The organism is Nocardioides daejeonensis (assembly GCF_003194585.1).
Lineage (GTDB): Bacteria > Actinomycetota > Actinomycetes > Propionibacteriales > Nocardioidaceae > Nocardioides > Nocardioides daejeonensis.
On record NZ_QHKZ01000001.1, the window covers coordinates 586847 to 604028 of the forward strand.

Here is a 17182-nt window from a genome sequence, read left to right on the forward strand (position 1 = left end):
CCGATCGGTCAGTGTTCGGGCCGGACGGGTCAGAGTGGGAGCAGCGCGCGGTGCTGGTGCGGCAGTCCGAAGAGTTGATGGAGTGCCTGGGCACGCTTGAAGACCCAGGAGATGTCGTGCTCCCAGGTGATCCCGATGCCACCATGCAGTTGCACTGCCTCGCCGGCGACCTTCATGAACGCGTCGCCACAGTGCGAGGCTGCCGAAGCCACCAGGATCTCGGTGTCGTCCGCCTCGGTCGCCACCGCGTATGTAGCGGCCCACGCGATCGACCGTGAGGTCTCGACCTCGACGAGCATGTCTGCCATCCGGTGCTTCAACGCCTGGAAGGAGCCGATCACGCGCCCGAACTGCACCCGCTCACCGGTGTAGGCGACCGTCATGTCCAGAGCCCGCTGGGCACCTCCGACCTGCAAGCAGGCGACGAGGGCGGTGCCGGCGAGGTGGGCACGGTGCAGCGCAGCCTTCGCGTCGCCCCCGATCCGCCGCGCCGGCGTTCCGTCGAAGGTCAGGTCGGCGAAGCGCAGCGTCGTGTCCATCGCGGGCGTCGCGACGGCGGTCGCCTGTGTCGGATCCACTACGTAGAGAGCGGCGCCGTCCGCCGCCTCTGCCACGACCAGCAGCACCGATGCCCGGTCGCCGTGGAGCACCCGGCTGGCCGTCCCGGTGAGTCGGTCATCGGCAGCGACGACCGTCGGCACCGCCGCAGCGGGGCCGGTGACACCGGGCCAGGCCAGCGCGGCGACCTCGCCGCCCGCGATGGAGGGCAACAGCTCGGCGCACAGGGCGGCGTCGCCGGTGCCCAGCAGCGCCTCGGCGGCGACCACGCTGCTGATCAGTGGCACGGCGGCCAGCGCGTAGCCGAGGGACTCCGCGACGATCCCGGTCTCGAACAGGCTGAAGCCGGCGCCGTCGTACTCCTCGGGGATGGCGAAGGCGGCGACGCCGATCTGCTCGCACAGGGTCTGCCACAGGTCGGCGTCGAAGCCGGTCGCGCTCTCGGTCGCGGCCCGGGTGCTGGTGCTGTCGGCGCGGCGCTCAAGCAGAGTGCGGACCGTGGCGGCCAGCTCCTGCTGCTCCTCGGTGAGACCGAAGTGCATCTCAGGCACCCGCCCGGACGAGGGCGTCGAGCACCTGTCCCCGGTGGTGTGCCGGCGTACCCCAGGCAGTCACCAGGGCGCGAACCTTCACGATCCACAGGCTGAGGTCGAGCTCGCGGGTGTAGCCGATCGCGCCGTGGACCTGCAGCGCCACGCGCGACGCCCGGTACGCCGCCTCGGCGGTGAACGCCTTGGCAGCGGCGACGTCGCGGGTCGCGTCGGCGCTCCCCAGGGAGAGGGCGGCGCCGTTGATCAGGGGGCGCGCGAAGTCGAGTGCGATCCGGACGTCGGCGAGCTGGTGCTTGATGGCCTGGTAGGAGCCGATCTCGCGGCCGAACTGTCGCCGCTGCTTCACGTAGGCCACCGCGTCGGCGAGCAGCCGCTCACCTGCACCCAGCAGCTGGGCGGCCGTGGCCAGCGCTGCTGTGTCGAAGGCTGCCTCCAGGTCACCCGAGAGCGCGGTAGGTGCTCCGGAGGAGACCCGGAAGAGGCGCCGGGTGTTGTCGACAGAGTGCAGGCGCTCGCCGATGGTCGCCACGCTCGCTTGCCCGGCGTCGACGAAGAACACGTGCGCCGCGAGGTCGGCGTCCAGGGCGTGCGGCACGTGCGGGGCGACGGCCACCGAGGCGATCGCGCCCTCGGCGAGCTCGCCGGCCAGGGCCTCAGTCCCCAGAGCGACCGGCAGGTAAGCGGCCGACTCCACCCACGGGCCAGGCACCGCGTGCCGCCCGAGCGCCTCGAAGGCGATCACCAGCTCGACGCCGGTCGCTCCCATGCCGCCGGCGTCCTCGGCCACCATCAGCGCGTTGACGCCCTGCTCGGCGAGCCGACTCCACAGGGCCAGGCCCGGGGCGGTGTCGTCCTCGGCCCACGCGCGCGCGACACCTACCGTGTCGCTGGCAGCCAGCAGGGATTCGAGGGAGTCGGCGAATGCGCGCTGCTCCTCCGTCCAGGTGAACTTCACTTCCCGGCTCCCTTCGCTTCGCGGGGGAGCCCCAGAATGCGCTCCGCGACGATGTTGCGCTGAATCTCGTTGGTGCCCGCGTAGATCGGGCCGGAGAGGCTGAAGATGTAGCCGTCGGTCCAGCGGCTCTCGAGCTCAGCCTCGGCGCCGAGCAGGTCGAGACCGGTCTCGTGCAGCGCGACGTCGAGCTCCGACCAGAAGACCTTGTTGACCGAGCCGGCCGCGCCCATGTCGCCGCCGCCGGCCAGCCGGGTCACCGTGCCCCAGGTGTAGAGGCGGTAGGCCTGGGCGCGGATCCAAGCGTCCACGACCGCGTCGCGGGTCTGCGGCTGCGCGTCGCCGTGGGCGCGCCACAGGTCGACAAGGCGGTCGGCGGCGGCGCAGAAGCGACCCGGGGAGCGCAGCGAGAGGCCGCGCTCGTTGCCTGCCGTGCTCATGGCCACTCGCCAGCCGTCGCCGGGGGCGCCCAGCACGTCGGCATCCGGGACGAAGACGTCCTCGAAGAAGACCTCGGCGAAGCCCGCCTCGCCGTCGAGCTGCGCGATGGGCCGCACCGTGATGCCCTCGGCATCCAGCGGGAACAGGAAGTAGGTGAGTCCGGCGTGACGCGCCGCCGTGGGGTCGGAGCGGAACAGCCCGAAGCCCCAGTGCGCGAAGCTCGCCCGGGAGGACCAGGTCTTCTGGCCGTTGAGCACCCAGCCGCCGCGCGCCTCGTCACGCGTCGCGGTGGAACGCAGGCTGGCCAGGTCGGAGCCGGCCTCGGGCTCCGACCAGCACTGGGCCCAGACGCGCTCGCCGGAGGCCATCGTGGGCAGGAAGCGGTCCTGCTGCTCCTTGGTGCCGTGCTCGAAGATGATCGGTGCGAGCAGGAAGATGCCGTTCTGCGAGACCCGGCCGGGGGCGCCGGCCCGGTAGTACTCCTCCTCGAAGACCACCCACTCGATGAGGGAGGCTTCGCGGCCGTGGTACTCGGTCGGCCATGACACGACGGAGTAGCGCGCGTCGGTGAGCTTCTTCTCCCACTCCTGGTGGAGCACCCAGCCCTCGGCGGTGTCCATGGAGGGGAGTGGCTCGGCCGGCACGTTCGCGGCGAGCCAGGCGCGCGCCTCGGCCTGGAACTCCAGCTCGGAGGGGGACAGATCCAGATCCACTACGCGTGGTCCTCTCTCAACTCGTTCTTCAACACCTTGCCGGACAGGTTCCGGGGGAGTACGTCGACGAAGGCGACCGAGCGCGGCACCTTGAAGTTGGCCAGGCGCTCCTTGGTGTGGTTCAGCACCAGCTCCTCGGTCAGGGTGCTGTCGTCGGTGCGGACCACGAACGCCTTGCCGACCTCGCCCATCCGGTCGTCGGGGACGCCGATCACCGCGACCTCCTTGACCCCGTCCAGGGCGAGCAGGAGATGCTCGATCTCCGCCGGGTAGACGTTGAACCCGCCGGAGATGTACATGTCCTTGATCCGGTCGGTGATCCGCATGTTGCCCTCGGCATCGACGGATCCGACGTCGCCGGTGTGCAACCAGCCGTCCGCGTCGATGGCGGCGGCGGTCGCCTCCGGGTCGTCGAGATAGCCGAGCATCACCATGTCACCGCGGAACTGCACCTCACCCTGCTCCCCGGGGCCGAGCTCCGCTCCGGTCTCCAGGTCGGCGATCCGCATCTCGAGGCCGTCGAGCACCCGGCCGTTGGTGGTTGCCACGACCTCCTCGGAGTCGCCGGGCCGACACATGGTGGCGACGACGCACTCCGTCATGCCGAAGGCGGGCAGCACCAGTCCGAAGCCCAGCTCGTGGTACATCGAGCGGATCAGCTCCACCGGGATGGTGGCGGCGCCGATGTTGGCGAAGCGCAACGACGAGGTGTCGGCGCCTGCGAACTCGGGCAGCTGCAGCAGCGAGTAGAAGATCGTCGGGGCACCGGGCACGATGCTGATCCGCTCCTCGGTGATGAGCCGCAGTGTCTCGCGGGCGTCGAAGGCGGCGACCGGGAAGATCGTGCATCCGAAGAGGATGCCGGTCACGAGGCCGACCTTGTAGCCGTAGGAGTGGAAGAACGGGCTGATCACCAGGTAGTTGTCGTCGGGGGAGACGCCGCCGTTGGTGCCCCAGACCCGCGCCGCGGCGATCGTCTGGCGGTGCGCGGTGAGCACCCCCTTGCTGCGCCCGGTCGTGCCGGAGGTGAAGAGGATGTCGGCCACGTCGTCCTTGGTGACCGCATCGGCCACGGCGTCGAGCTCGGCGTCCGCGACCGCGGCGCCGACGGTGGCCAGCTCCCCGAACGTCACGGTGCCCTCGGAGGCTCCGCTGCCGATCCGGACCAGCCCGCGCAGTGCCGGCAGGCCCGCTACGACGTCGCCGGTGTCGCCGAGGGTGGCCGCGGCGGCCCGGATCTCGGCGAGCTGGTCACGTCCGAGGAAGCCGTCGGCCATCACCAGGACGGTCGCCCCGGTGCGCTCGACGACGTCGACCACCTCGTGGCCCTTGTAGCGGGTGTTGAGCGGCACGAGGGCGGCGCCGGCGTACGTGATCGCCAGTCCGGCGACCACCCACTCCCAGGTGTTGGGCGCCCAGATGGCGACCCGGTCGCCAGGGCGTACGCCGAGGGCGAGGTAGCCGCGTGCGGCGTCGCGGACCCGTTGGTGCAGGTCGGCGAAGGTCAGGCGGGTGGAGCCGTCGACGACGGCCGGGCGGTCGCCATACTTCTCGGCGGCGACCCGGACCGCCTGCGGCAGCGTGTCGGGGAACGGCATCGATCACTCCTAACCAAACAAGTGCTTGGTAGGCTAGCCTAGCGGTTGGTTCCGCCGCTCGGAACCGACATCCCGTTATCCATGGCGAGAGGAACCGGTGTGGACCTGACCCAGTCGGCGGCTGACCTGGCCTTCCGCGAGGAGGTGCGCTCCTGGTTGGAGGAGCACCTGAGTGGCGAGTTCGCCGGCCTCCGCGGCAAGGGCGGCTCGGGTCGCGACGACGAGTTCCACGACGAGCGGCTGGCCTGGAACCGGCACCTCGCCGCGCACGGGTGGACCTGCCTCGGCTGGCCGGTCGAGTACGGCGGCCGCGGGCTGAGCCTGCACCAGCAGGTCATCTTCCACGAGGAGTACGCGCGCGCCGATGCACCGACGCGGGTCAACCATCTGGGGGAGGAGCTGCTCGGTCCGACACTGATCGCCTTCGGCACGGAGGAGCAGAAGGACCGCTTCCTGCCCAAGATCGCGGCGGTGGAGGAACTCTGGTGCCAGGGCTACTCGGAGCCGGGGGCCGGCTCCGACCTGGCCAACGTCTCGACCCGCGCACGCCTGGAGGGCGACGAGTGGGTGATCGACGGGCAGAAGGTGTGGACGTCGCTGGCGCAGTTCGCGCAGTGGATCTTCGTCGTCGCCCGCACGGAGGCAGGCTCGACCCGCCACCACGGACTCTCCTTCCTGCTCGTCCCGGTCGACCAGCCCGGCGTCGAGATCCGTCCGATCGTGCAGAACACCGGCGGTGCGGAGTTCAACGAGGTCTTCTTCACCGGGGCCCGGACCCACGCCGACCTGATCGTCGGGGAGCAAGGGCGCGGCTGGGGCGTGGCGATGGGCCTGCTCGGCTTCGAACGCGGCGTCTCCACGATCGGCCAGCAGGTCGGCTTCGCACGCGAGCTCGACGGAGTGATCGCGCTCGCCAAGGAGACGGGCGCCATCGAGGATCCGGTCCTCCGTGACCGCCTCGCAACGGCCCGTGCCGAGCTCGAGGTCATGCGCTGGAACGCGCTGCGTGGCCTCGCCGGCCTCGAGGGTGGCTCGGACTCGGCAGCCGGTGGCGGTGCTGGCTCGATCGCCAAGCTGGTGTGGTCGAACTGGCACCGGCGGCTGGGCGAGATCGCTATGGAGGTCGCCGGCGCGCGGTCGCTCGCCACAGCGAACGCGCCCTACGAGCTCGACGCGTGGCAGTCGCTCTTCCTCTTCAGCCGTGCCGACACGATCTACGGCGGCTCCGACGAGGTGCAGCGCAACATCCTGGCCGAGCGCGTGCTCGGTCTTCCCAAAGAGGTCAAGGGAGATCTTCGATGATCCATCGCCCCGAACAGCCCACGCCCGACTACGTACCGGCGCACAACCTGCTCGCCGGGAAGGTCGTGGTGATCACTGCCGCCGCCGGAGCCGGCATCGGGGCCGCGGTCACCCGTCGGGTGCTCGAGGAGGGCGCGAAGGCAGTTGTGCTGAGCGACACCCACGAGCGCCGCGTGGCCGAGGCGCACGAGGCGCTCGCGGACGAGTTCGGCGCCGACCGGGTCCGCTCGATGACCTGCGACGTGACCGACGAGGCCCAGGTCAATGCGCTGCTCGATGCGGCCGACGAGTTCGGTGGCGTCGACATCATGATCAACAACGCCGGGCTCGGCGGCGAGGTCAACATCCTCGAGATGACCGACGACCAGTGGACCCGAGTCCTCGACATCACCCTCACCGGCACGTTCCGCTGCGTCCGCGCGGCCGGAAACAAGATGAAGACGAACGGCACGAAGGGCGTCATCGTCAACAACGCGTCGGTGATCGGCTGGCGTGCGCAGGAGGGCCAGGCTCACTATGCCGCCGCGAAGGCCGGGGTGATGGCGCTGACCCGGTGCAGCGCCCTCGACCTGGCACCGCTCGGCATCCGGGTCAACGCGGTCTCGCCCTCGCTGGCGATGCACCCGTTCCTGGCGAAGGTCACGACCGACGAGCTGCTGGCCGAGCTCAAGCAGCGCGAGGCGTTCGGCCGCGCCGCTGAGCCGTGGGAAGTGGCCAACGTGATGGTCTTCCTTGCCAGCGACTACGCGTCGTACATGACCGGCGAGGTCGTCGCCGTGAGCAGCCAGCAGGCCTGACGATGGCGGGCACCGAGGTGAGCCGTCGCGACGAGCTGCTGCAGATCGCGGGGGAGCTCTTCGCCCGCAAGGGCTTCCGTAACACCACGGTCCGTGACATCGCCGACGCGGCGGGGATCCTGTCGGGAAGCCTCTACCACCACTTCGACTCGAAAGAGACGATGGTGCACGAGCTGCTCGACAGCTTCCAGACCGGGCTGTTCGCCGACTACGACGCGATCCAGGCCAGCGACCTGGGCCCCCGAGCGAAGCTGGAGGCGGTGATCCGGCGCTCCTTCGAGGCGATCGATCACAACCACAGTGAGGTGGCGATCTTCCAGAACGACGCCGCTCACCTCGGCCAGCTCGACGGGTTCAGCTACCTCGTGGAGCGCAACGAGCGCTTCCGGGAGCTGTGGACGCGGCTCCTGCGCGAGGGGGTCGAGGCGGGCGAGCTGCGCGCCGACCTCGACGTCGAGCTGGTCTACCGGTTCTTGCGCGACACCGTCTGGGTCGCGGTGCGGTGGTACCGCCCCGACGGCCCGCTCTCCGGCGACGAGGTCGCCGAACAGTACCTCGCCATCCTGCTCGACGGGATCGGCGTTTCCACCCAGAGCAAGGAGTCCTGATGGCTGAGGCATACATCGTCGACGCGGTTCGCACCCCGGTGGGCAAGAGGGGTGGCGCGCTGGCCGCGATGCACTCCGCCGACCTCGGAGCGCACTCGCTGGCTGCGTTGATGCAGCGGACCGGTGTCGACCCGGCCGCGGTCGACGACGTGATCATGGGATGCTGCGACACGATCGGCTCGCAGGCCGGCGACGTCGCGCGCACCGCCTGGCTGGTCGCCGGGCTGCCGGACCACGTGCCTGGCGTGACGATCGACCGTCAGTGCGGCTCCTCCCAGCAGTCCGTGCACTTCGCCGCGCAGGGCGTCATGTCGGGCACGCAGGACCTGGTCGTGGCCGGTGGTCTGCAGAACATGAGCGCCATCCCGATCTCCTCCGCGATGCTCGTCGCCCAGCAGTACGGCTTCAGCACCCCCTTCGCCGAGTCGCCCGGGTGGGTCGCGCGGTACGGCGACGTGGAGGTCTCCCAGTTCAACTCGGCGGAGATGATCGCCGAGAAGTGGGACCTGTCGCGCGAGGAGATGGAGCGCTTCGCGCTCGAGTCCCACACGCGCGCCAAGCAGGCGATCGCCGAGGGCCGCTTCAAGGCGGAGATCGCGCCGGTGGAGATCGACGGCACTCTCTTCGACACCGACCAGTGCCCGCGCGACACCTCCCTGGAGAAGATGGCCGGTCTGGACCCGCTGCAGCCGGGTGGGCGGATCACTGCTGGCGTCGCGTCGCAGATCTGCGACGGTTCGGCTGCCCTGCTGATCGCCTCCGAGCAGGCCGTGAAGGACCACGGCCTGACCCCGCGGGCTCGCATCCACCACATCTCGGTGCGCGGCGACGACCCGATCTGGATGCTCACCGGGCCGATCCGGGCGACGCAGTACGCCTTGGAGAAGACCGGTATGTCGATCGACGACATCGACCTCTTCGAGTGCAACGAAGCGTTCGCCTCGGTCGTGCTGGCCTGGATGAAGGAGACCGGTGCTCCGCACGACAAGGTCAACGTCAACGGCGGTGGGATCGCGCTCGGTCACCCCATCGGCGCCACCGGTGCCCGCCTGATGACCACGCTGCTCAACGAGCTCGAGCGCACCGGCGGCCGCTACGGCCTCCAGACCATGTGCGAGGGCGGCGGTCAGGCCAACGTCACCATCATCGAGCGCCTCTGAGCCCAGGCCCGCTCGCTCGCAGGTCGAGCTTGTCGAGACCGGATGACTCGGGTCTCGACAGGCTCGACCACCGGAGGGCGGGCTTGACCGTCGGAGGGCAGGTTCGACCGCTGGAGGACGGGCTCGACCACCGGAGGACGGGCTCGACCGCTGGAGGGCAGGTTCGACCGTCGGAGGACGGGCACCGCCAGTGGGCGTGCCGGGCTCAGGCGTGCTGGGTGAGCAGGCCGGTGTCGACGTCGTAGATGAAGCCGCCGACCTTGACGTTCTCGGGAATCAGCGGGTGCGAGCGCACCTTCATCACGTCTTGGCGCAGGCTGGCGACCTGGTCGGTGACCACGTGGATCGGCTGCCAGGTGGTGTCTTGACCGGTCTTCTCGTTGAGGACCGCGTGGAAGTCTGCCTCGCTGCGGCTCGCCATCGCGCAGCGGGTGTGCGGGATGACCAGGATCCGGTCCACGTTGAGCAGGTGCGCGCTCAGCACCAGCGCCTCGAGAGCAGCCTCCGTGACGCGGCCGCCTGGATTGCGGAACATCTTGGCGTCACCGTGGGACAGCCCGAGCAGACGCAGCGGGTCGATGCGCGAGTCCATGCAGGTGACCAGGCCGATACCGGCCCGGGCGATGCCGTCGAAACCACCCAGGTCGAAGGAGTGTGCGAACTCGCGGTTCGCGGACAGGAGATCATCGAAGTCGCTCACGTTCTCCGAAGTTACTCCGCTGCGGAGCGCGCCTTCCTGGCGGGTCCGCATCGCGGTCACCCGCCGGCGCGGAGCAGCGTCCCGGTATCGATCTCGCGGGTGCGGGCACCGCGGAACAGCAGCAGTGCGAGCAGAGCCGCGAGGAAGGCGCAGCCGGCTGCGCCGAGGAAGACCGTGTGCTCCTGGACGAGAGCCGCCTCCGTACCGCAACCGGTGCCGGTGCCGTGGGCCGCGAGGCACTTGTCGCGGGCCTCGGCGAACTGTCGCAGGCCCCAGGTGGTGAGGGCGGAGATGCCGACCAGCATGCCGATCATGCGGGCGACGACCACCATGGCGGCGGCGACGCCGTGCACCTCGTCGTCGGTGCTGGCCAGCAGCGCCGCGTTGACCGGCGCCAGGGCGAGGCCGAAGCCGAGGCCGCAGAGCAGCAGGGTCGCCGTACTGGAGGCATGGTCGAGGCTGTCGGCGTCCCAACCGGTCATGAGGAGGAAGCCGATGCCGGCCAGCGCCATCCCGAGCGCCGTCACGACACCGGAGGGGAGTCTGCGGGTCAGCCAGCCTCCGACCACCGCGCCGACGGGGAGAGCGATCAGGAAGCGCACCAGCACGAGGGCGGCCATCAGCTGCGACTCGCGGTGCACGGTGGTGCGGGCGAAGATGGGGATGTCGATCAGGGCGGCGATCAGGGCGGCCCCGATCAGGAAGCTGACCAGGAGCGAGCCCCAGGCCGGGACCGCACGGAAGGCGTCGCGGGGGAGCAGGGGAGCCTCCGCGCGGCGTACGTGCAGCACGAACAGCACGGTGGCTGCGGCGGACATGGCCAGGAACCAAGGCCCCTGCTCCGAGAAGACCTGCACCTCGGGGTCGGCGGTGGCGAAGGCGAGGATGATCCCGGCGAGGGCTACCGCGAGCAGGCACGCCCCGAGCAGGTCGGCTTCGATCATGCTCCGCAGCCACGCGCGTACGTCGACGAGCGGGCGAGCCGCGAACCAGCAGCGCAGCAGGAGCACCAGGGCAGCGCCCACCACGGTCACGCCGATGGGGGTGAGCCACGGACCGTCGCCGGTGTAGGGGATGAAGAGCTGCCCCCAGGTGAGATCCCGCTGGATGGTCGCAGGACGGATCGCGAGCACACAGAACGCGCCCACGGTGACCACGGCAGCCACCAGGCCGAGCCAGTCGAAGCCGAGCCAGGTGCGGCCGGACTCCTCGGGATGGCTCGTGCGCCAGGCCTCGCGGCCGGCGAGCGGGCGGATGAGCAGCGCCAGCGCCACGCCCACCAGCACGTTGATGACGAAGATCGCCTGCCAGGGGGCGACCGCCAGCACCAGGGCGCCGAAGAGCGGACCCAGCACGCTGCCGATCTCCTGCACCGCCGAGACGATGCCCAGCGGCACGCCGCGGCGATGCACCGGATAGAGGTCGGCGACCAGCGCGAGGGTGGCCGGCACCAGGCCGCCCCCGCCCATGCCCTGCAGGAAGCGGCCGGCGACCATCGTGGTCATGTCGAAGGTGAGGGCCGTGATCAGGGAGCCCACGGAGAAGACGACCAACGACATGACCAGCACCGGCACCCGGCCCCGCAGGTCGGCTATGCGGCCGATCAGCGGCAGCATCGCCACATAGCCGAGCAGGAAGCCGGAGATGATCGGTGCGGCGCGTTGGAGCTCGCTGATCGGCAGTTTGACCGTGCCCATCATGTCGGGCAGCGCGAGCACCACCACGTAGGTGTCTGCGGCAGCGAAGGCGACCGCAATCGAGGCGAGTGCGAGCAGGCTGCGCGCTGCCCGGGTCGTCACGGCGCCGCGATCTCCTGCTTCGCGCCGTAGCCGTCGAAGGAGACGGTGTAGGTCATCGCCTCGGTGTCGGGGTAGAACTCCCCGGTGATCGCCATCGAGCGCAGTTCGCCGTTGTCGGCGATCTGGTAGGTGACGTCGAAGGAGTCACCGGAGGCGGTCGGCACCAGCACGGTCACCTGATCGCCGTCCAACCGACCGGTGTATTCGGTGAGCACCTGGGAGTTGTCGGAGCCGCCGCGGACGGTGTCGCCCTCCTTGACGCCCTCGGTCGCGACGAGCAGGTCGGAAAGGCCGCCTTCGGTGGCGATGAGCTGCCCCGGGTCGGGGGCACCGATGTCGGCGGGGTCCATCTCCTGGAAGTCCGGGCCGAGCAGGGCGATCTTGACCCAGACCTTGCCGTCGACGGCGATGACCTGACCGTTCTGGGTGATCCCGCTGAGGCTTCCGACGATGTCGCCCTGGAAGGAGCTCGGGTGCATCGCGGTGCCCTTGGCGCTGGTCAGCACGATCCCGGAGACGCCCGAGGGCAGGTCTTGGGCCGTGAGCTCCAGCTCGACGCCACTCGTCTCGTCGAGCGTCTCCTTCGCCAGGGCGAGCACGTCGCCCGGGTCCTTGCCTTCGCCGACCGACTTCTTATCGTCGCCCTGCCCGAAGCAGCCGCTCACGGCGAGCGACAGGCCGAGCACACCGGCGAGCATGAGGTTGCGTGTCTTCACAGCGCGGTCACCAAACATGGCGTCAGCCTCCCACAGGCTCGGTCGTCGGCACGCGCGCCGCCACCGGGCCGGCGCACGCGGCGATGGGCTGGGAGGAGGGCACCCCGGAGCCGTCACGCCGGTCGTCGGTCGGCGGAAGGTCGATCGGAGCACCGCTGCTCGCGGCGGCCCGTGCGGGTGAGTCTCCCGCCCAGGCGAAGACGAGCACGTCCTCGCCCTTCAGGAAGCGGTGGCAGCGCACACCGCCGGTGCCGCGTCCCTTGCTCGGGTACTGGAGGAAGTCGGTCACCTTGACCGAGCCGTTCTCGGTGCCGGGCAGCGAGGTGGAGGCGCCCGAGCTCGTGACCAGCACCGACATCTCCGGGTCGACCGCGCCGAACCAGGTGACGCGTGCTCCGTCGGAGACCCGGACACCGGCGATGCCGCCCCCGGTCCGGCCCTGCGGGCGCACCATGTCGGCACCGTAGTGGAGCAGCTGCGCGTCGCTCGTGACGAAGCAGAGATGCTCGGTGCCGGTGCGCAGCTGCACAGCGCCGACCAGCTCGTCGCCCTCCTTGAGGGCGATCACGTCCCACTCGTCCCTGCTGAGCACCTCGGGGTTGACCCGCTTGACGATGCCGTCGCGAGTGCCGAGAGCGAGGCCCGGCCCGTCGGTGGTCAGGTCGGCGAGACAGAGCACCCGCTCGTCGTTGCCGAGCTCGACGAACTCGGAGATCGGCAGGCCGCCGGAGAGATGCGGGTCGTTCGCGGTGGCCGGCAGGGTCGGCAGCTCCAACACGCCGAGCTTGATCAGTCGGCCCTTCGTGGTGACCACCCCGACCTCGCCGCGGGCGGTGCCGCGGACCACGGAGGTGAGGACGTCGTGACGGGCGCGTGCACCGCCTTCGCCGGGGGCCGAGTCGTCGGCGCTGCGAGCCAGCAGCCCGGTGGAGGAGAGATAGACCCAGCACGGGTCGTCGGCGACCTCGAGCGGCGTCGCGGCCGCGGTCGCGGTGGCGCCGGAGGACTCCAGCAGCACGGTACGGCGCGGGGTCCCGTAGGTCTTGGCGATCTCGGCGAGCTCGTCCGAGACGACGCCGCGGAGCACGTCGGTGTCGCCCAGGATCGCGTCCAGCTCCTCGATCGTGCGCTGCAGGTCCTCCTGCTCCTTCTCCAGCTCGAGGCGGGAGAACTTGGTGAGCCGCCGCAGCTGCATCTCGAGGATGTACTCGGCCTGCACCTCGGTCAGGTCGAAGATGTCCATCAACCGGGTGCGCGCCGCGGCAGCGTTCTCCGAGGAACGGATCACCTGGATGACCTCGTCGATGTCGAGGATCGCGATCAACAGTCCCTCGACCAGGTGCAGCCGGTCGGCGGCCTTGTTGCGCCGGAACTGCGAGCGCCGCCGGACGACGTCGAGCCGGTGCTCGAGGAACACCTCGAGCAGCTGCTTCAGGCCGAGAGTCCGCGGCTGCCCGTCGACCAGGGCGACGTTGTTGATGCCGAAGGAGTCCTCCAGCGGGGTCTGCTTGTAGAGCTGCTCGAGGAGCGCCTCGGGGTGGAAGCCGTTCTTGACCTCGATGACCAGCCGAAGCCCGTGCTCGCGGTCGGTGAGGTCCTTGATGTCGCTGATCCCCTGGAGCTTCTTGCCCTGCACGAGCGTCTTGATCCGCTCGACGACCTTCTCGGTGCCCACCCCGTAGGGCAGCTCGGTCACGACGATGCCCTTGCGTCGGGCCGTGACGCTCTCGATCCGCGCCGTGGCGCGCATCTTGAAGACGCCGCGCCCGGTCTCGTAGGCATCCTTGATCCCGTCGAGGCCGACGATCTTGCCTCCCGTGGGCAGATCGGGACCGGGGATGAAGCGCATCAGGGCCTCGGTGTCGGCCTCCGGGTGCTTGATCAGGTGACGCAGCGCCTGCACGACCTCGATCAGATTGTGCGGCGCCATGTTGGTGGCCATGCCGACCGCAATGCCGGTGGTGCCGTTGACCACGAGGTTGGGGATCGCGGCCGGCAGCACGCTCGGCTCCAGCTCGCGGCTGTCGTAGTTGGGCCGGAAGTCGACCGTGTCCTCACCGATGGAGGCCGTCATCTCGAGCGCGGCCGGTGTCATCCGGCACTCGGTGTAGCGCATGGCAGCGGGGGAGTCGTCCGGAGAGCCGAAGTTGCCGTGGCCGTCGACCATCGGCAGCCGCATGGACCAGGGCTGTGCCATCCGCACCAGGGCGTCGTAGATCGCCCCGTCGCCGTGCGGGTGCAGACGGCCCATGACCTCGCCCACGACGCGCGCGCTCTTGACGTGGCCGCGGTCGGGCCGCAGACCCATGTCGTTCATCGTGTGCAGGATCCGGCGCTGCACCGGCTTCAGGCCGTCACGGGCGTCGGGCAGGGCCCGCGAGTAGATGACCGAGTATGCGTACTCCAGGAAGGAGCTGCGCATCTCGTCGCCCACGTCGATGTCGAGGATGTTCTCCTCGAAGTCTTCGGGCGGGGGAGGTTGCGTCGTACGTCGTGCCATGCGGGCATTCTCCCGCGTGGGCCCGACGAATCGCCTCGGGGCACGCCGCCTGCCTCCTGGCGATACCCACTAGATTGGCCCCGTGACGTCGTACGGGAACGAGAGCTCTCCACCGCCCCGGCATTGGGAGGCGGACGTCCTGCTCCTCGACGGGAGCACGGCGCACATCCGGCCGATCCGGCCGGAGGACGCCAGCTTGCTGGTCGAGTTCTATGCGCGGGTCTCCGACGAGTCCAAGTACTACCGGTTCTTCTCCCCGATGCCGACGCTCTCCGAGCGTGACGTCGCGCGCTTCACCCAGGTCGACTACCGCGACCGCGTGGCGCTGGTCGTGCTGCTGGCCGAGCAGATGATCGCCGTCGGCCGGTTCGACGTCGTCCAGCCGGGGGAGGCGGAGGTCGCCTTCCTGGTCGAGGACAACCACCAAGGGCGGGGGATCGCGCAGATCCTGCTCGAGCACCTCGCGCAGGCGGGTCGGGAGCTCGGCGTGGAGAAGTTCGTCGCCGAGGTGCTTCCCGACAACCGTCGGATGATCGACACCTTCAAGGACGCCGGCTACCACGTCGCCGGCGGGTTCCAGGACGGCGTGATGAGCCTGGAGTTCCCGATCGACCCGACCGAGACCGCCATCGGCATCATGGAGAACCGGGAGCACCGCGCCGAGTCGGCGTCGATCTCCCGCTTCTTCGATGCGCGCTCCGTTGCTGTCGTCGGCGCCTCACGGCGCCAGGACACCATCGGTCAGGCACTGGTGCGGCACCTGGTCACCGGAGGCTTCACCGGCGTGGTGTACGCCGTCAACCCGGCTGCTGAGCCGGTCTCCGGCCTGCCCGCCTACAAGTCCGTCGTCGACATCCCTGGCGAGGTCGACGTGGCGGTGGTGGCGGTGCCCGCGAACGCTGTCCAAGATGTCGTCCTCGACTGCGCCGCCAAGGGCGTCAAGGGCCTCATCGTCATCTCCTCCGGGTTCGCCGAGACCGGCGACGAGGGTCGGCGGCGCCAGCGTCGCCTGGTCGGCCTGGCCCGCTCGTACGGCCTGCGGCTGATCGGCCCCAACTGCCTTGGCGTGATCAACACCGACCCCGCCACCTCGCTCAACGCCTCCCTCTCGGCGCTGATGCCGCCCCGGGGCCGGGCCGGCTTCTTCTGCCAGTCGGGAACGCTCGGTTCCGCGATCCTGGAGAAGGTCTACAACCGGGGTCTCGGCCTCTCCACGTTCGTCAGCGCCGGCAACCGCGCCGACGTCTCCGGCAACGACCTGCTCCAGTACTGGGAGGAGGACGACTCCACAGAGGTCGTCCTCCTCTACCTCGAGTCGATCGGAAACCCGCGCAAGTTCTCCCGGATCGCGCGCCGGGTCTCTCGGCGCAAGCCGATCGTCGCCGTCCGGTCCGGGCGCACCACCCAAGGCGTGCCGATGGGCCACACCGTGCGCAGCATCTCCGCGCCGCAGACCGCCGTCGACTCGATGTTCCGCCAGGCCGGCGTGATCCAGGTCGACACGCTCGACGAGATGTTCGACGTCGCCCAGCTGCTTGCCCACCAGCCACTGCCCCGCGGTCGGCGGGTCGCCGTCGTCGGCAACTCCGATGCGCTCGGCCTGTTGGCCACCGACGCGGCGGCAGCGGTCGGCCTGGTGGTCAACAACTCGGTGGCCCTGGGTGCCAACGCCACGGCCGAGGACTTCGAGGACGCCCTCGACCGTGCCATCGACGACCCCGAGGTCGACTCGGTGATCGCCGTCTACTTCCCGCCGCTCAACGTCTCCGGCGAGGAGGTCGCCAACGTGCTCGCGGCGGTCGGCGAACAGTCCGACAAGCCGCTGGTCTCGACCTTCCTCGGCGTCGAGGGCGTGCCGGAGCTGCTCCGGGTCCCCGACGTCGCCGGCTCGACGGCCGGCCGCGGCTCCGTGCCGTCCTACCCCGCCGTGGAGGCCGCGGTCCGAGCGCTCGCCCACGTCGTCGAGTACGCCGTGTGGCTGCGCACCCCGCCCGACGACCGGCCCGAGGAGTCCGGGCCGGTGCCGGTGGAGGCGAAGCGCCTGGTGAACGGCGTGCTGATGGAGTCGCCCGAGGGCAGGGTGCTCACCCAGGCGGAGCTGCGGCAGCTGCTCAGCTGCTACGGCATCGACGTCTGGCAGGCGTTCCCGGTCGAGGACGTGGAGTCGGCCGTCCGGGTCGGCGAGCGCCTCGGCTGGGAGGTCGTCCTCAAGGCGACCGCCGACCACCTGCGGCACCGTCCGGACCTGGCCCACGTGTGGCGGGGCATCGACGACGAGTCGGATATGCGTGACGGCTGGGCCAGTCTGGCCAGCTTGATCTCGGAGCCGGAGCGCGCGCGCTTCGTGGTGCAGAAGCTGGCGCCGCCCGGCGTCCCGGTGTCGATCGCCGCCGTCGAGGACCGGCTCTTCGGCCCCGTGATCTCGTTCGGCACCGCCGGGCCCCTGACCGAGCTGCTGGGCGACAAGGCCTACCGGGTGCCGCCGCTGAGCCTGCACGAGGCGCGTGCGATGACCCGGGAGATCAAGAGCTCGCCCCTGCTCTTCGGCTACCGCGGCAGCGAGGTCGTCGACGTCGACCGGGTCGAGGAGATGATCATGGCCGTTGCGCAGATCAAGAACGACTTCCCACAGCTGCGCTCGCTCGACCTGTCGCTCGTGCTCGCCGGCTCGACGACCTGCACGGTGCTCACCGCAGAGGCGCGCGTCGAGCCGGTCGCCGACCTGCGCTCGGACTGGTTCGTCCGCCGTCTCGCCCAGCAGATCGAGGACACGGTCCCGGACTGATC

At 70.2% G+C, this 17182-nt stretch carries 13 protein-coding genes; 5 read left to right on the forward strand and 8 right to left on the reverse strand.

Annotated features, from left to right (window positions below; translation table 11 throughout):
* Nucleotides 1-29: 29 nt before the first annotated feature.
* Genes DNK54_RS02800 through DNK54_RS02815 form a run of 4 tightly spaced genes read right to left on the reverse strand, consistent with a single transcriptional unit; the run spans nt 30 to nt 4813 of the window.
* Nucleotides 30-1100 carry an acyl-CoA dehydrogenase family protein gene (locus DNK54_RS02800; RefSeq protein WP_110205401.1) on the reverse strand — a complete coding sequence of 357 codons (1071 nt, stop codon included), beginning with the start codon at nt 1098-1100 and terminating at the stop codon, nt 30-32.
* Between the two features lies 1 nt (nt 1101).
* Nucleotides 1102-2064, reverse strand: a complete 963-nt coding sequence (locus tag DNK54_RS02805; RefSeq protein ID WP_110205402.1) for an acyl-CoA dehydrogenase family protein — start codon at nt 2062-2064, stop codon at nt 1102-1104.
* A complete protein-coding gene (locus tag DNK54_RS02810; protein ID WP_110205403.1) occupies nt 2061-3215 on the reverse strand; it encodes an acyl-CoA dehydrogenase family protein in 1155 nt (384 codons plus the stop codon). The genes DNK54_RS02805 and DNK54_RS02810 overlap by 4 nt, the downstream gene beginning before the upstream one ends.
* Nucleotides 3215-4813, reverse strand: a complete 1599-nt coding sequence (locus DNK54_RS02815; protein WP_110205404.1) for a FadD3 family acyl-CoA ligase — start codon at nt 4811-4813, stop codon at nt 3215-3217. Before DNK54_RS02815 ends, DNK54_RS02810 begins: the two co-directional genes overlap by 1 nt.
* A gap of 99 nt (nt 4814-4912) precedes the next feature.
* On the opposite strand from DNK54_RS02815, the gene DNK54_RS02820 reads away from it, so the two are divergent.
* The 4 genes from DNK54_RS02820 to DNK54_RS02835 are packed head-to-tail and all read left to right on the forward strand — an operon-like array spanning nt 4913 to nt 8680.
* Nucleotides 4913-6115 (forward strand): acyl-CoA dehydrogenase family protein, encoded by a 1203-nt coding sequence (locus DNK54_RS02820; RefSeq protein ID WP_239459877.1) that lies wholly within the window; start codon nt 4913-4915, stop codon nt 6113-6115.
* Entirely contained in the window at nt 6112-6912 is an 801-nt protein-coding gene (locus tag DNK54_RS02825) for an SDR family oxidoreductase (protein WP_110205406.1), read from the forward strand. Before DNK54_RS02820 ends, DNK54_RS02825 begins: the two co-directional genes overlap by 4 nt.
* A 2-nt stretch (nt 6913-6914) precedes the next feature.
* Entirely contained in the window at nt 6915-7520 is a 606-nt protein-coding gene (locus DNK54_RS02830) for a TetR/AcrR family transcriptional regulator (protein WP_110205407.1), read from the forward strand.
* A complete protein-coding gene (locus DNK54_RS02835; RefSeq protein ID WP_110205408.1) occupies nt 7520-8680 on the forward strand; it encodes an acetyl-CoA C-acetyltransferase in 1161 nt (386 codons plus the stop codon). The genes DNK54_RS02830 and DNK54_RS02835 overlap by 1 nt, the downstream gene beginning before the upstream one ends.
* 205 nt (nt 8681-8885) lie before the next feature.
* Here the strand turns inward: DNK54_RS02835 and DNK54_RS02840 are convergent, their stop codons facing one another.
* From DNK54_RS02840 to DNK54_RS02855, 4 genes are read right to left on the reverse strand one after another with little or no spacing between them, the layout of a single operon-like run.
* Nucleotides 8886-9380 carry a beta-class carbonic anhydrase gene (locus tag DNK54_RS02840; RefSeq protein ID WP_239459878.1) on the reverse strand — a complete coding sequence of 165 codons (495 nt, stop codon included), beginning with the start codon at nt 9378-9380 and terminating at the stop codon, nt 8886-8888.
* A gap of 56 nt (nt 9381-9436) precedes the next feature.
* Nucleotides 9437-11179 (reverse strand): MFS transporter, encoded by a 1743-nt coding sequence (locus tag DNK54_RS02845; RefSeq protein WP_110205409.1) that lies wholly within the window; start codon nt 11177-11179, stop codon nt 9437-9439.
* Entirely contained in the window at nt 11176-11913 is a 738-nt protein-coding gene (locus tag DNK54_RS02850; RefSeq protein WP_110205410.1) for an LppX_LprAFG lipoprotein, read from the reverse strand. Before DNK54_RS02850 ends, DNK54_RS02845 begins: the two co-directional genes overlap by 4 nt.
* Before the next feature lie 4 nt (nt 11914-11917).
* A complete protein-coding gene (locus DNK54_RS02855) occupies nt 11918-14395 on the reverse strand; it encodes a DNA gyrase/topoisomerase IV subunit A (RefSeq protein WP_110205411.1) in 2478 nt (825 codons plus the stop codon).
* A gap of 82 nt (nt 14396-14477) precedes the next feature.
* On the opposite strand from DNK54_RS02855, the gene DNK54_RS02860 reads away from it, so the two are divergent.
* Nucleotides 14478-17180, forward strand: coding sequence for a bifunctional acetate--CoA ligase family protein/GNAT family N-acetyltransferase (locus DNK54_RS02860; RefSeq protein ID WP_110205412.1), 2703 nt, complete (start codon nt 14478-14480; stop codon nt 17178-17180).
* Nucleotides 17181-17182: the final 2 nt, after the last annotated feature.